The following is a 12,998-nucleotide window of genomic DNA, read 5'->3' as shown; positions in this document are numbered from 1 at the left end:
GCCCGCTGTTGCAATAGATATTGCTGAATTTGGCTATCTGCAATGAAGCTTGCAATCGTTGCAGTGGTGCGGCATGATCGTCTCGATCGTCGAAGACCCGAGGAGCAGGTGATGGCCGAACCCGAAGAGCTGCGTACGCAGCTCGCCACGCTGGCGCCCACGCTGGGCAAAGCGCAACGTCAGGCCGCTCGGGCGATGCTCGAGGACCTCGACGCCGTCGCCTACCTTCCCGCGGCCGAACTCGCCGAACGCGCGGACGTGCACACCGCCACCGTCGTGCGGCTGGCGCAACGGCTGGGCTTCGAGGGCTACCCGCACCTGCAGCGCTCCCTGCGCTCGACGCTCTCGAAATACCCGCACTTCCTGCAGGAACTCAGCAGCGGCCCGGAGACCGGCGACGGGGCGGCAATGGTCGAGGGAGTGCTTGCACAGGCGCGGCGCAACCTCGATCAGCTGGCCCGGACCGCCTCGCCGGCGAACCTCGCCGCCGCTGCGGAAACGCTGGCCGGGGCCCGCCGGGTGCTCGTGCTGGGGTTCGGCGTCGCGGGCCCGGTCGCCACTCATCTGGCGTCTTCACTGCGCTTGCTCGGCGTCGCCGCCGACCAGCCGGCGGACCTCGTCTCCACAGTCCAGCAACTCGGCCTGCTCGGGCCGGAAGATGTGCTGGTCGCCGTCGACTTCCATCGTTATTACCGGGCAACCGTGGACGCCGCCGCGGCGGCCGCTGCCGCCGGTGTCCGCGTGCTCGCGCTGACCGACAGCGCGGTCTCGCCACTTGCGTCGTCCGCGCAGCTCACGCTCATCGCCCCGTCGGAGAGCCCGGCTCCCCGCACCTCGCTCGCACCGGCGCTGACCGTCGTGGAGGCACTCATCGCGCTGACCGCACGTGCCGATCCCGCCCGAGCCGAAGACGCGATGCGGCGGATCGACACCTCCTACACCGATCTGAGGATCTTCGTCGGCGAATAGCGGGCGCGGTGCGAGTTCGTTGAGGTACGCAGAGATCGGCGACCGAAATACCCGTCCCGGCATCCGCAGTAGCACGGAGTTCACCAAGTGCCGTTGGCGAAGTCTCCGTCGCGTGCATTCGCCTCGATCGCCTCGCGGGTGGTGGCGAGTTGTCCATGATGGACGGTCGCGGTCAGCGTTCGGCCGGGTGGCCCGTGCCCCGGAACGATCGCCGGTAGGCGCCCGGGGTGGTGCCCACCTGGGTGCGGAAGCGGCGGCGCAGGTTGACCGCCGAGGTGAGACCGACGCGTGCCGCTATTGCCTCCACCGGCAGGTCGGTTTCCTCCAGCAGGGTGCGTGCCTGCGCCACCCGGCGGGACAGCAGCCACGCACCCGGGCTCATGCCGAGCTGATCGGCGAAGCGCCGGGCCAGCGTGCGGGGCGAGACGTTGAGTTGCGCGGCGAGGTCGCTCACCGGCAATGGTGCCCCGAGGCGGGCGCCGGCCCATTCGAGAAGGCCGTCCAGTGCGTCCGCGGTCGGTGGTGGTGGTGCGTACTGCGCCTGGCCGCCCTCGCGGTGGGGCGGCATCACCATGTGCCGCGCGATCAGGGCAGCGTGGGTGCTCCCGTGGTCCTGCCGGGCAAGGTGCAGGCACAGGTCGATACCCGCGCCCGCCCCGGCGCTGGTGGCGACGTCGCCGTGGTCCACGTAGAGCTTGTCCGGTTCGACCTGCACCTGGGGGAACTCCCGGCGCAGCTGTGCAGCGCGCGCCCAGTGCGTGGTGGCCGAGCGACCGTCCAGCAGCCCCGTGCGGGCCAGTGCGAACACCCCGGAACAGATCGTGACGAGCCGCGCTCCACGGGCGTGCGCCCGTAGCAGCGCACGCCGCACCGGGGCGGAAAGCGGCGCCTCCACCGGCGCCCAGCCCGGGATGAGCACGGTGTCCGCGGATGCGAGTGCCGAAAGGCCCCGCGACACGGACATCGCGTAGCCGGCCGACGTCGCCACCGGACCGGGCGTTTCCGTGCACACCTCGAACTCGTAGTGCTGCGGCACGCCGGCCCGGTGCGTGCCGAAGACCTCGGCAGCGCAGCCGAGTTCGAACGTCGATTGCACTGGCCGCACCAGCGCCACTACCCGATGCATGGCAGAAAAATACCCTGCCGTGTCTTTTCCGACACTGTCCGGACCCGGCCCGCGGACGGCACCGTGGCGGATATGCATCCCGAGATCCTCGCCCAGGAGGGCTACACCGGCGTCTCCGTCACCGAATCCCCGGTCCGCGAACTCTTTCCCGGGATCCGGCTACGTCCACTGTGGAAAGGACCGGGCGGCGCGCACGCCAACGTGCTGGAAATGGACCCGGGCACGACGTGGCCGCACCGCGACGTCCACGAGCCCGGCCCGGAAGAGGTGTACGTGGTCGAGGGCACGTTCCACGACGGCGCACGCGACTACCCGGCCGGAACGTTCCTGCACGCCCCGGCCGGAACGTGGCACGTGCCCTCGACCACCACGGGCTGCACGCTGTTCCTCTTCTACCCGGAGGGCTAGGTGATGACAGCGGGCAGGACGACGGCTGGTTGGTCGTAGCGCGTGGCCGGCCCGCATGATCAGCATGCAGTGATCGGCGGAAAGCAACTGAACCGCGACACGACCGGCAAGCATGGCAGGCACCGGCCGAAACCGTTGTCGGACCATGCCCAGGGTGTCAGCCGTGCTCTGGTACCGGGAGCGGGACCTGTTCCGGGTCATCCGCGGACGGGGGTTGCGATTCCGGCCCCGAGGTTTCCCCCGGCGGTGCGGCCAGCAGGTCTTTCGCCACCGCGGTGACGGCGGCGAGGGTGGGCTTGCGGACCAGACGCGGCAGTTCGGCCGTGATCAGGTCGTGCCGGGTTTCGCCGAGCAGGTCGCGGGTGAGGGCGGCGAGCATTGCCAGCAGCAGCAGCGAATTGCCGCCCAGTTCGTGGAAATCCGCGGTGGGCGCGATGCGTTCGGCGGCGGTGCCAAGCAGCCCGGCCCAGATCTCGGCGACCCGGGCGGTCAGCGGATCGTGGGTGACTGCCTCGGCGGTGCCGGGGAACGGGTTTGGCAACGCGCCCGGGTCGGCCTTGCCGTTGAGCGTGCGGGGGATGTCGTCGACGAACACCGTCGCGGCGGGGAGCATGTAGCGGGGCAGCCGGTCGGCGAGGTGGGCCAGCAACGCGTCGGTGCCGACGGGGTCGCCGACGACGTAAGCGCACAGCACCTTCTGCTCACCGGTGGCCCGCGGCACCACCACGGCCTGGCGCACCGCCGGGTGGGCTTCCAGCGCCGCGACGATCTCCGCCGGTTCGATCCGGTGGCCCAGCACCTTCACCTGATCGTCCGTGCGGGCAAGGAATTCCAGCTCACCGCTGGGCAGGATGCGGGCCAGATCACCGGTGCGGTAATAGCGCTGCCCGTCGGCGAGGGTGACGAAGCGTTCGGCGGTCAGGTCCGGGCGACCGCGATAACGGCGGGCCAGCTGCCGCCCGCCGATGAGCAGCTCTCCGGAGCGCGACGGCCGCCCGTGCGGATCGAGCAGCACCACCGTGTTGTTGTCGACCGGCACGCCGATCGGCACCGCCGCGTCGGTGTCGGTGGTGGCGTCGAAGCGGTGCACGGTCATCATGACCGTCGCCTCGGTGGGGCCATAGCTGTTGACCACCACGCACTCCGGGCCGAACACCTCCTGCGCGCGCCGGGCCACCGCGGTCGTGAGCTGTTCGCCGATCACCACGAGGGTGCGGAAACCGGAGGCCGTGACGCCGAGCCGGTTGATCAGCGCGAGGTGTGAGGGGGTCAGGGAGAGCGTGGTGGCGCCGGACGTGGTCAGCAGCCGCTCCAGCAGCTCGTTGCTGATCTCGCCGGGGCAGGTGACGATCGCACCGCCGGCCAGCAGCGGCGGGAAAAGCGTGTTGCCGGCCAGATCGAAGCCGAGGGACACGAGCAACGGCGCCCGGGTGGTCGCGTCCAGCGCGAACTCGCGCACGGCCCAGTGCGCGTAGTTCCGCAGCGCCCCGTGGTCGATCTCGACGCCCTTCGGCTTCCCGGTGGAGCCGGAGGTGTAGATGACGTAGGCCAGCTGGTCGTCGGCGGGCGCCGGTTCGGGGACCTCCGGGTCCGCGGTGTAGTCGAGGTCCTCGATGACCACGGTGGCACAGCCGGGTGGCGCGAAACCGCGGTCGTGGGCGCGTTCGACGAGGCACACCGGTGCACCGGAATCCTCGAGGAGGCCCCGGATCCGGGCGTCGGGGTGGTGCGCGTCGATCGGCAGGTACGCCGCGCCTGCACGCAGTACGCCCCACAGCGCGGTGACCGCGGCGCTCGAGCGATCGCCGACGACCCCGACGAGCGTCTCCCGGCCGGCGCCAAGATCGCGCAGCGCCGCGGCGATCACCTTGGCACGGTGGGTGAATTCGCGATAGCCGAGGTCACCGTCCGGTCCGGACACCGCAATCGCGTGCGGGGTCAGCTCGGCCTGGCGCAGCACCCGCGTGACCACGTCGGTCTGCACGTCCTGCACGACCGCGGTTTCGTTGCCGGGCCAGTGCCGTTCCGGCGAAAGCCCGTCGACGACACGGTCGAGCAGGTCTTCGATCCGGTCCGCGGTGTCCGGTCCGTCCCACCAGGACAGGGTGATTTCGGTGCGGTCGCCGACTTCCAGGATGTTGAAGTCGGGCGCACCACCGGGGGCGGGCCGGGCCATCAGGTAGCCGGTGCGACCGGCGAACTCCGGGCTCCACCAGGTGTCCGCGCCGACCCGGCCGGCGTGCGAAATCGATGCGTGAGAAGGAAAAGCGTCCCGCTCACGGGCTCGCCGGTCGATCGTGGTGAGTACCTCGCCGAGTTGCTCCAGCGGCATCTCCAGCAGGCTCACCGGTGGTGCCTTGCCCGTCGCGGCACCCGCGGCGAGTTCGGCGAGCAGTCTCGAGTGGACACTGTCGGCGTCCTCGTCCGCGCGCACTGCCAAGGCGAACCCTGCCGAGAGGTTCGCCGTACTGCGCGTGTCCGGGATGAGGTGGCGCAGATCGACCGGGATGTGGAACACCGCCGATTCCCGTCCGGTGGCGGAAACCAGCACCGTCGCCAGCTTTGCCGCCAGGCCGGGATGGGTGCCCTGCACACTGCGGCGTCCGGTGACCGCGCGGGAGTGGTCGGTCGGTTCGAGTGCGCCGAGCACCGGCGCGCACGCGTATTCCGGGATCGTGAGGTCGTCGATTTCCGGGAGGTCGTCGAAAACCTCCTTGTCACTCACCGGATCCGGTGCGCCGAGCGGTTCCTCGCCGCGCAGTGCGCGGAACACGTCACGAGACCAGGTCAGTACGCCGTTGGCGTCCATCACCGCGTGGTCGGCGCGGAACACGATCGACCGCGGGCTGCCGTCGAGCACCAGCACCTCGCAGGTACTGCCGGACAACGGTGCCAGCAGTTCCGCGCGGTCGGCCTCCCGCACCGGTGGCGTCACCCCGCTGTCGATCCACTGCCTGCCCTCCCGTACCAGCCGCGAGCCGGGGCAGGCTGCCGAGGCGATCGCCACGGCTTCGCCGAGCTGTGCCACGGTCAGCGGCCCGGTGCCCTCCACCACGATCTGCACGGCGGCGGAGAGCTCGGGCGGATGCCCGAGGAACCACCATTCGGTGGGTGAGACGGGGCGCTGGAAACGAGCCTGTGCCATGGCGGTTCCTCGGGGCAGGGGAGGGAGGGGATCAGCCGAGCTGCTGGGCGAACTCCAGCCACATTTCCGCGTAGTGCCGCGCCAGCCCGTGGACCACCTCGGTGCAGTGCGAGGGCACCGCGGTGGCGAGCGTGGACAGCTCGTTCTTGGCTGCCGCGTCCCGGTGCAGCAGCCGCAACAGCTGGCGGCCGTCCTCCCTGCTGCGCAAGGACGGATCGCGCACCAGCTTCGCCAGCAGCGGGCCGGGGTCCGGACGCCGGAGGTCGGGCATCGGCACCGGGGCGGGTGCCGGTGCCGGGGGAGGCGGTGCGGGCATGGGCGCGGTGTTCCCCGGTGCGGGCGCGGTGGTCCCGGCGGGCGGAGCACCGCAGGCCAAGCGCTTGCGCACGTCGCTGACCGTTGCCGGGGAAACGCCGGCCCGGCGGGCGATCTCGCGCAGGGAAGCGTCCGGGTACTCGCCGATCAGGGCGGCGGCGCGATTGCGGCCGGCGGCCTTGTCGAGCGGGTGCAGCTTGCCGTCACGGCCGACGCGGGCGGCCGGCTGGCCGGCGGCGTCGCCGAGGCCGCGCCGCACGATCGCGACCGTCTTCGCACTCAGTCCGGCGACGTGCGCGATGGCCCGGTCGGACAGGTGCGGATGGGTCGACACGATGCGCCCCGCGGCTGCGCGCCGGTCCTCTTGGGACAGCGGGAGGCCGTGGGTCACGTTGGCCCGCACCGCGCGCAGGAACGCGTCTTCGGCGGTGCCGTCGAAGAACTCGGCCTCGATCGTGGCGTGCCCGTTCGCGGCCGCGGCGAGCAGCCGGTGCGTGCCGTCGATGACGCACATCGTGCGGCGGTCCACCAGGATCGGCGGCAGCGGGCCGTCGATCGCGGCGAGCCGTGCGACGTGCTCAGGGTCGGCTCCGCTGCGGCGTGGCGAGTCGGCGGGCAACAGGGTGGCAACGGGCACCTGCGCGCGGGCGGCGGTGACGCCGGTCAGGCGCACCGGCCGCGGGTGTCCGGGCGGGACGAAATCATGAGCGCTGGTCACGCGGTTCAACTCCCCAGAAAAAGTCGGATCGGGTGTGCCCGCCGCGCCGCGGGCAGGAAAACGGCACCGCTTGCGCCGATGACAGGCAGCGGAACAAGCGGTGAAAAAAAGCGAACAACAGGAAGTGGCTAAGGTTTCCCGGCCGGGGCCGGACCCGGCTCGTCCGCACTGCGGTGCGCGTTCCCCGTATACTGCTCGAACCGACCGTTTTTGGTGGTGGCACGGGGAATAACCCGAAGAGGAGTCGACGATTTCATGCTGCCCGCCGGGCGGCATCGAGCCCGGCGTGGTGGTGACGGATACGGGCGCAGAGCCCGTAGTGCAGCCGTATCGGCCGCAAAAAACCGCTTAGCCATATGTCCCCCAGAACAGTTGGCCAGAAGGTTCGGCAGTGCTGCCGCTCGCGAATTCAGAATTACCGATTCACCCAGTTGTGTCAAGGGTTCACCAGGAGCAACCTCGGCAAGTCAAACAATCTCCATTATGTCCGTTTTGCCCCAGTGTCGAGGGTGCCGGGTGCCCGTGGTCCCGGTCACAACCACCCCCGTTCCTCGGCGACCCGCAGGGCCTCGATCCGGTTACGAGTACCCGTTTTGGTAGTTGCGGCCGAGACATAGTTGCGTACCGTGCCCTCCGACAAATACAGCCGGGTGGCGATCTGCGCGATATTCGCCCCCGACCGGGCCGCGATGAGCACGTCGCGCTCCCGGGCGGTCAGCGGGGACTCGCCCGCTGCGAGGGTGGCCACGGCCAGCGCCGGGTCGACGACGCGTTCACCGTCGCGCACCCGGCGGATGGCGTCGGCGAGCACGTCGGCCGGCGAGTCCTTGACCACGAAACCGACCGCGCCCGCCTCGATCGCCCGGCGCAGGTAGCCCGCGCGGCCGAACGTCGTGAGCATGATGATCCGGCAGCCCGGCATCCGCTCGTGCAGTACCGCGGCCGCGGCCAGTCCGTCCAGGCCGGGCATCTCGATGTCCAGCAGTGCCACGTCCGGATCGCGCTCGGTCGCCGCGGCCACGATCTCGTCCCCGCGGCCGACCGCGGCGACCACCTCGAAATCGTCCTCCTGGCCCAGCAACGAGCACAGCGCCTCACGGACCAGTTCCTGGTCGTCGGCGAGCAGCAGCCTGATGGTCATGCCGGGGTCGCCGCCTTCCGCTCCAGCGACACCCGCAGCCGCCAGCCGGCTCCGGTCGGTCCCGCGTGGACAGTGCCGCCGGCGAGTGCCACGCGTTCGCGCAGCATCGCCAGCCCGTTGCCGTGCTCGGGCGCACCGGTCGCCGCGCCGTCGTCGAGCACCTCGACCGCCGACGGCGACAGCACGACCGCGCACCGGCTCGCGTGCGCGTGGCGAACGACGTTGGTCAGGCCTTCGCGTACCGCCCAGCCGAAGAGCTCCTGCTGGGCGGTGTCGAGTACCTCGGTCGCGGTGGGCAGGTCGGCCGCGATGCCGGAGGCCCGCAGCAGTTCCTTGCCGCGGGCCAGTTCCGTCGTCAGCGTCACGTCGCGGTAGCCGGACACGGCCGCGCGCACGTCGGTCAGCGCCTGCCTCGAAAGTTTGCCGATTGCGTCGATCTCCGCGACCGCACCGGATTCCTCCTTGGTCGCGATGCGGTGCGCCAGATCGGTCTTGATGGCGATGGCGGTGAGCGAGTGGCCCAGCAGATCGTGCAGGTCGCGGGCGATCCGGGCCCGTTCGGACACGGACGCGAGCCGGGCGACTTCGGCGCGCGCCTCCAGCAGTGCGCCGTTGGCGCGCACCGTCTCGGAGAACGCGTGCACGATCAGCACGGTGCTGGCCATCATGATGCCCTCGAGCCAGCCCGGACCGCTGTGCCACGGCCGGACCGCCCACGGGACGACGACCGCGGCCACCGTCGCGACGGCGGCGTAGGGCAGCGCGCGCCTGCCGAGGAAGTACGTGGCGACGGCGATGACGACCGCGCCGAGGAAGAAGGCTTCGGCTTGGGCGAAGGGCAGCGCCGCGAGGAACAGCGCCGCGGTCCCGGCCTGCAGCCACCGGAATCGTCGCCACGCCAGGTGGGCGGCGGCGAGTGCGGCCAGTACGTAGCAGACGCAGAAGCACGCCACGATCAGCAGGCCGAGCGCTTCGTCCCGGGGGCTGCCGGCGTGCTGGGTCACCGCGACGGCGGCCACCACGGGGTAGATGAGCATGCCCGAGGCGAGTGCGAGGCGCCGCCAGCCCTGCGCCCACCGCGGCGTGACACCGCCGGGCCGGCGCTGCGCGCGCACCTCGTCTTCGTCGGGCACGGTGCTCCCTCCGGGTCTGCTGCGGAGCCCATCGTGCCCGGGTACCGGAGCGTCCTGTAGTGAGCAGGCACATCGTTGCGGCCATGACTTTTGTCATGGTCCGAAAGGCCCAGCGGTGCGGCGCGGCCGCCGGGCGTTCAGCCGGACCGGCGCCGGGGTGTGATCTGTGCGATATTCTCGCCGGCCTGAGGGGAATTGTTTCGCACTGGGTGGAGAAACTATCCAAGGAGTTTTCGTCATGACGGATGTCGGCCAGGAAAACGCGACGGAGAGTACGGTTTCCGGCACCCTCGAAGGGGGTCCGGAAAGCATTCCCGGTGCCGCCAGAGCCTGTGTGGTGACCGCGTCGCAGGACAAGGTCAAGGTGGCGCACCTCGGTGGCTACGAGCACTTCGAGCGGGTCCCCGGACCACGCTCCGAGCCGGTTTTCCGCTGGACGATGCGCACGAAAGCGGCCGAGTAGGTGGCCGCGCCTCTCGCGCCGGGTCCGGGCGCGAGAGGCGTTCAGCCGCGGCCGTGACGCACTTGGACACCCGGTTCAGCAGGGTGCCGATGCACCGGAGAAATGCGTGTCGAGCAGATCGATGATCTTCGGCATCTCGGCGGTGAGGAAGAAATGCCCGCCGGGGTGCACGCGCAGGGTGAAATCGCCGGTGGTGTGGTGTTCCCATTCCTGTGCGTCGGCGACCGGCGTTTTCGGGTCGGCGTCGCCGGTGAGCGCGACGATCGGGCAGGACACGGTGTCCCCTGCAGCGCAGCGGTAGGTCTCGACCGCCCGGTAGTCCGCACGCAGCGCGGGCAGCGCCGCCTGCAGCAGGTCCGGGTCCTCCAGCACGAGCGCGGCCGAACCGTCGAGCCGCTTGATCTCGGCGAGGATCGCCTCGTCCCCACCCCGGTGCACGACCTCCGCACCGCCGGTCGCCGGGCCGCGGCGGCCGGAGACGAACAACCCGGCGACCGGCCTGCCCTCGGCCTCGAACCGCCGGGCCACTTCGAACGCGACGACCGCACCCATGCTGTGCCCGAACAGGGTCAGCGGCAGGTCGGGTTCGGCGCGCAGCACCTCGTGCAGGCGGTCGGCGAGCACGCCGAGGTCGTCGATCGCCGGTTCGCCGCGGCGGTCCTGGCGACCCGGGTACTGGATCGCGACGACGTCGACGGCCGAGCGCAGCGCGAACGGGACCGGGCGGTAGAAGGGTGCCGTGCCGCCGGCGTGCGGGAAGCAGACCAGCCGCGCCGCGGCGTCCGGGCGCTCGCGGTACCGGCGGCACCACAGGCCGTCGTCGGATCGGGGTGCGGACATGGGTTCTCCGTTCCGGGCGGGGTTTTCCCGGGAACGTACCGGTGTTCAGCTGCGGACCGGCCCCGGCTGGACGGGCTGCTTGCGCGGCCGCGGGGACGGTGGCTAGCGTCCGTCCCCGCCGGCCGAACGACCATTGTCCAGCAGTGACGGAATTGAGGTGGGCAGCGATGGGGTACAAGTTTTCCCTGGTCCTGAACCGCGAGCTGACCGACGAGGAATCGGTGGCGCTCAAGAGTGCCATCCGGGCCGACGTGTCCTTCGGTGACGACACGCTCCCGACCGACGCCGCGGTCCCGGTGGCGAAGCTCGACATCGACGACGAGGTCACGCCGACGCTCGCGGAGTCGATCGAAGCTGCTTTCGAGGCGGTGCGCGGTATCGAGGGGCTCAGCGTGCCGGGCCTGAGTGTGCCGGCCCAGCCGGCCGGCCCGGTGTCCGAGGATGCGCCTGCGGGCAGCGAAACGGCAGGCTCCGCGGCATGAGCGAGCGGGATCCGTTGCGGCACGAGGATCTCGTGCCGATCCCGGAGGCACAGCGCGTCGGGCACTACCGTGCCACGGTGCCACCGCAGTTCGACGATCCGGCGGTGGAACGCAGGCACCGCAAGGAACGCCTCGCCGCCGCATTGCGGATCTTCGGCCGGTTCGGCTTCGAGGAGGGGGTGGCCGGGCACATCACCGCACGCGATCCGGAGTTCCCGGACTACTTCTGGGTCAACCCGTTCGGTGTGCCGTTCAAGCACGTCAAGGTGAGCAACCTGCTGCTGGTCGACCGGGACGGGCAGGTCGTGCAGGGTGAGTACCTGCTCAACGAGGCAGCGTTCGTCATTCATTCGACAGTGCACCAGGCCCGTCCGGAGGTGGTGGGCGCGGCGCACGCGCATTCGGTGTACGGCAAGGCGCTTTCGGCCACCGGACAGGAGCTCGAGCCGCTCACCCAGGACGCGTGCGTGTTCCACGACGACCACGCCGTGTTCGAGGATTACACCGGGCTGGTCACCGATCTGGAGGAGGGCCGGCGCATCGCGCGCACGCTCGGTTCGCACAAGGCGGTCATCCTCCGCAACCACGGCCTGCTCACCGTCGGCACCACGGTCGACGCGGCGGCGTGGTGGTTCATCACCATGGAGCGCTCGGCACAGGCGCAGCTCGCGGCGAAGGCCGCCGGCCCGGTGCAGCAGATCTCGCCGGAGAACGCGAAGCTGACCCACGAGCAGTCCGGGCACGACTACGCGGGCTGGATCCAGTTCCAGCCGCTGTTCGAGCAGATCGCGGCCGCCGAGCCGGACCTGTTCGACTGATCCGCCACGCGCAGGGCGCCGCCACGGGGACCACCCGGGGCGGCGCCCTGCGCGTGTCTTGACAGGCCGGTCCGGCTGTGGTGACCTCAGGGGGAACCCTGAGCGGCCTGCATTACAAATGTCACGGCGGACCGATGAAGGAACTCACTGCCGGGTGAACGGCTCCCTCCACGACACTGGTTTCGGTCAAGATACCGACGGCAGTCGGAACCACTTTCGAAGGAGGAGGCACGGTGAACGCCAAGACCGCCACCCGCACCGCCGTCACACCGGATGCGAAGTCCGCCCTCGGCACGGCAAAATCGCTCGTCGTCGTCTACACGGTGATCAGCGTGCTCACCCTCGGTGCGATCGTGCTGCTGCGCAATCACCCCGACCTCGTCACCGACGCGGTCTGGATCCGCGGCGGGATCGTCGCGGTGACCGCGTTCCTGATGCTGTCGTTCGCGGTCGGCGCCGGTAAGGGCAACCCGCGCGCGCTGCTGCGGCTGCGGCTCGTCTCGGCGATCATGGTCGTGGTGATCGTGGTGATCATCGCGCTGCCGGGCGGTTTCCCGACCTGGATGAAGATCGAGCAGGCCGTCTGCGGTGTGGTGCTGCTGGGCGTCGTCCTGCTGGTCAACGGACGCAAGGTCCGCGCCTCGTTCGCGCGCTGACCGGCCCGGCCGGTCTGCCCTGGGGGAACCTGTCCGAGAAGCGCACCGTCCCGCTCCGCCGCATCCGGCGGAGCCGGGACATCCCGGGAAGGGTCCGCTACCGTGTTCACCGCCGTCCAGGTCACCTCGTGGCTGTGGCTGCTGCTGGAAATCTCCCTCGTGATCCGCGATCGGGTGCGCGGCACCGGTTCCGCCGGCGCCGACCGCGGCACCCGCTGGGTTGTCGTCGGATTGACGCTCTCGGCCACGCTGGCCGCCACCGTCTTCGAGTTCCTGCTGCCCGCCGGCAGCGCGTTGCGCTTCTCCTCGCCGGGAATCCCGGGCTGGGCGCAGGTTACGGGGCTCGGGGTGATGTGCGCCGGGCTGGTGCTGCGCGGCTGCTCCGTGCTGGTGCTGGGCAAGGCTTTCCGCACCACGGTCGAGGTCGACCGCGGCCAGCGGGTGGTCACCCGCGGGCCGTACCGGTGGGTGCGGCACCCGAGCTACACCGGAGTGCTCCTGCTGGCTGCCGGCTACGGCCTGGCCGCGGGCAACTGGCTCTCCTTCGCGCTGACGGTCGTGCTGCCGCTGGTGTCGGTGCTCGTGCGCGTCACCGTGGAGGAGCAGGCACTCGTGCGGGTACTGGGCCGTCCGTACGAGACCTACCGCGCCGGCACGAAACGGCTCGTGCCCGGCGTGTGGTGAGCCGTCGAGGCCCTCACGAACGGCCGCTGGAGAGACCCCAGACTCTCCGGCGGCCTTCCCCTTTCCCGCTGTGTCAACGGTTCCCGCCGCTGTTCAGCTG

13 protein-coding genes are annotated in these 12,998 nt (G+C 70.7%); 7 read left to right on the top strand and 6 right to left on the bottom strand.

The window, feature by feature from the left end:
• Positions 1–111 precede the first annotated feature (111 nt).
• Complete coding sequence (locus ABD793_RS15340; protein ID WP_344860246.1) at positions 112–969, top strand: MurR/RpiR family transcriptional regulator; 858 nt, start codon at positions 112–114, stop codon at positions 967–969.
• A gap of 172 nt (positions 970–1,141) precedes the next feature.
• On the opposite strand, the gene ABD793_RS15335 is transcribed toward ABD793_RS15340, so the two are convergent.
• The gene (locus ABD793_RS15335; protein WP_344860245.1) at positions 1,142–2,095 is read right to left on the bottom strand and encodes a GlxA family transcriptional regulator; all 954 of its coding nucleotides are present in this window, start codon (positions 2,093–2,095) and stop codon (positions 1,142–1,144) included.
• Between the two features lie 72 nt (positions 2,096–2,167).
• Between ABD793_RS15335 and ABD793_RS15330 the strand changes: the two genes are divergently transcribed.
• Positions 2,168–2,503, top strand: coding sequence for a cupin domain-containing protein (locus ABD793_RS15330; RefSeq protein ID WP_344860243.1), 336 nt, complete (start codon positions 2,168–2,170; stop codon positions 2,501–2,503).
• Positions 2,504–2,660: 157 nt separating this feature from the next.
• On the opposite strand, the gene ABD793_RS15325 is transcribed toward ABD793_RS15330, so the two are convergent.
• The 4 genes from ABD793_RS15325 to ABD793_RS15310 all read right to left on the bottom strand — a co-directional run bounded on the left by ABD793_RS15325 (position 2,661) and on the right by ABD793_RS15310 (position 8,955).
• Positions 2,661–5,648: an amino acid adenylation domain-containing protein gene (locus tag ABD793_RS15325; protein ID WP_344860242.1), complete on the bottom strand. Its 2,988-nt coding sequence runs from the start codon at positions 5,646–5,648 to the stop codon at positions 2,661–2,663.
• Between the two features lie 31 nt (positions 5,649–5,679).
• On the bottom strand, positions 5,680–6,681 hold the full coding sequence (locus tag ABD793_RS15320) for a transcriptional regulator (RefSeq protein ID WP_344860240.1): 1,002 nt from the start codon (positions 6,679–6,681) through the stop codon (positions 5,680–5,682).
• A gap of 532 nt (positions 6,682–7,213) precedes the next feature.
• Complete coding sequence (locus ABD793_RS15315; protein WP_344860238.1) at positions 7,214–7,822, bottom strand: response regulator transcription factor; 609 nt, start codon at positions 7,820–7,822, stop codon at positions 7,214–7,216.
• A complete protein-coding gene (locus ABD793_RS15310; RefSeq protein ID WP_344860236.1) occupies positions 7,819–8,955 on the bottom strand; it encodes a sensor histidine kinase in 1,137 nt (378 codons plus the stop codon). The genes ABD793_RS15315 and ABD793_RS15310 overlap by 4 nt, the downstream gene beginning before the upstream one ends.
• A gap of 238 nt (positions 8,956–9,193) precedes the next feature.
• Here ABD793_RS15310 and ABD793_RS15305 point away from each other — a divergent pair, with 238 nt between their 5' ends.
• Complete coding sequence (locus ABD793_RS15305; RefSeq protein ID WP_344860234.1) at positions 9,194–9,418, top strand: DUF5988 family protein; 225 nt, start codon at positions 9,194–9,196, stop codon at positions 9,416–9,418.
• 75 nt (positions 9,419–9,493) lie between these two features.
• Here ABD793_RS15305 and ABD793_RS15300 read toward each other — a convergent pair whose 3' ends face one another.
• A complete protein-coding gene (locus ABD793_RS15300; protein WP_344860232.1) occupies positions 9,494–10,258 on the bottom strand; it encodes a thioesterase II family protein in 765 nt (254 codons plus the stop codon).
• Between the two features lie 167 nt (positions 10,259–10,425).
• Between ABD793_RS15300 and ABD793_RS15295 the strand changes: the two genes are divergently transcribed.
• The 4 genes from ABD793_RS15295 to ABD793_RS15280 all read left to right on the top strand — a co-directional run bounded on the left by ABD793_RS15295 (position 10,426) and on the right by ABD793_RS15280 (position 12,898).
• Complete coding sequence (locus ABD793_RS15295) at positions 10,426–10,740, top strand: hypothetical protein (protein ID WP_344860230.1); 315 nt, start codon at positions 10,426–10,428, stop codon at positions 10,738–10,740.
• Positions 10,737–11,558 carry a class II aldolase/adducin family protein gene (locus tag ABD793_RS15290; protein ID WP_344860229.1) on the top strand — a complete coding sequence of 274 codons (822 nt, stop codon included), beginning with the start codon at positions 10,737–10,739 and terminating at the stop codon, positions 11,556–11,558. The genes ABD793_RS15295 and ABD793_RS15290 overlap by 4 nt, the downstream gene beginning before the upstream one ends.
• Positions 11,559–11,791: 233 nt before the next feature.
• Entirely contained in the window at positions 11,792–12,214 is a 423-nt protein-coding gene (locus tag ABD793_RS15285) for a hypothetical protein (RefSeq protein ID WP_344860227.1), read from the top strand.
• 102 nt (positions 12,215–12,316) lie between these two features.
• Positions 12,317–12,898: a methyltransferase family protein gene (locus ABD793_RS15280; protein WP_344860225.1), complete on the top strand. Its 582-nt coding sequence runs from the start codon at positions 12,317–12,319 to the stop codon at positions 12,896–12,898.
• Positions 12,899–12,998 lie beyond the last annotated feature (100 nt).

Source organism: Amycolatopsis ultiminotia, assembly GCF_039536925.1.
GTDB classification, from domain to species: domain Bacteria; phylum Actinomycetota; class Actinomycetes; order Mycobacteriales; family Pseudonocardiaceae; genus Amycolatopsis; species Amycolatopsis ultiminotia.
This window is presented reverse-complemented; position numbering and strand designations above follow the sequence as displayed.

Excerpts from the sequence above, each read along its gene's own strand:
- ABD793_RS15340 (WP_344860246.1), top strand. The coding sequence starts at position 112 with ATGGCCGAACCCGAAGAGCTGCGTACGCAGCTCGCCACGCTGGCGCCC.
- ABD793_RS15330 (WP_344860243.1), top strand. The coding sequence starts at position 2,168 with ATGCATCCCGAGATCCTCGCCCAGGAGGGCTACACCGGCGTCTCCGTC.
- ABD793_RS15335 (WP_344860245.1), bottom strand. The coding sequence starts at position 2,095 with ATGCATCGGGTAGTGGCGCTGGTGCGGCCAGTGCAATCGACGTTCGAA.
- ABD793_RS15315 (WP_344860238.1), bottom strand. The coding sequence starts at position 7,822 with ATGACCATCAGGCTGCTGCTCGCCGACGACCAGGAACTGGTCCGTGAG.
- ABD793_RS15300 (WP_344860232.1), bottom strand. The coding sequence starts at position 10,258 with ATGTCCGCACCCCGATCCGACGACGGCCTGTGGTGCCGCCGGTACCGC.
- ABD793_RS15325 (WP_344860242.1), bottom strand. The coding sequence starts at position 5,648 with ATGGCACAGGCTCGTTTCCAGCGCCCCGTCTCACCCACCGAATGGTGG.
- ABD793_RS15295 (WP_344860230.1), top strand. The coding sequence starts at position 10,426 with ATGGGGTACAAGTTTTCCCTGGTCCTGAACCGCGAGCTGACCGACGAG.
- ABD793_RS15305 (WP_344860234.1), top strand. The coding sequence starts at position 9,194 with ATGACGGATGTCGGCCAGGAAAACGCGACGGAGAGTACGGTTTCCGGC.
- ABD793_RS15290 (WP_344860229.1), top strand. The coding sequence starts at position 10,737 with ATGAGCGAGCGGGATCCGTTGCGGCACGAGGATCTCGTGCCGATCCCG.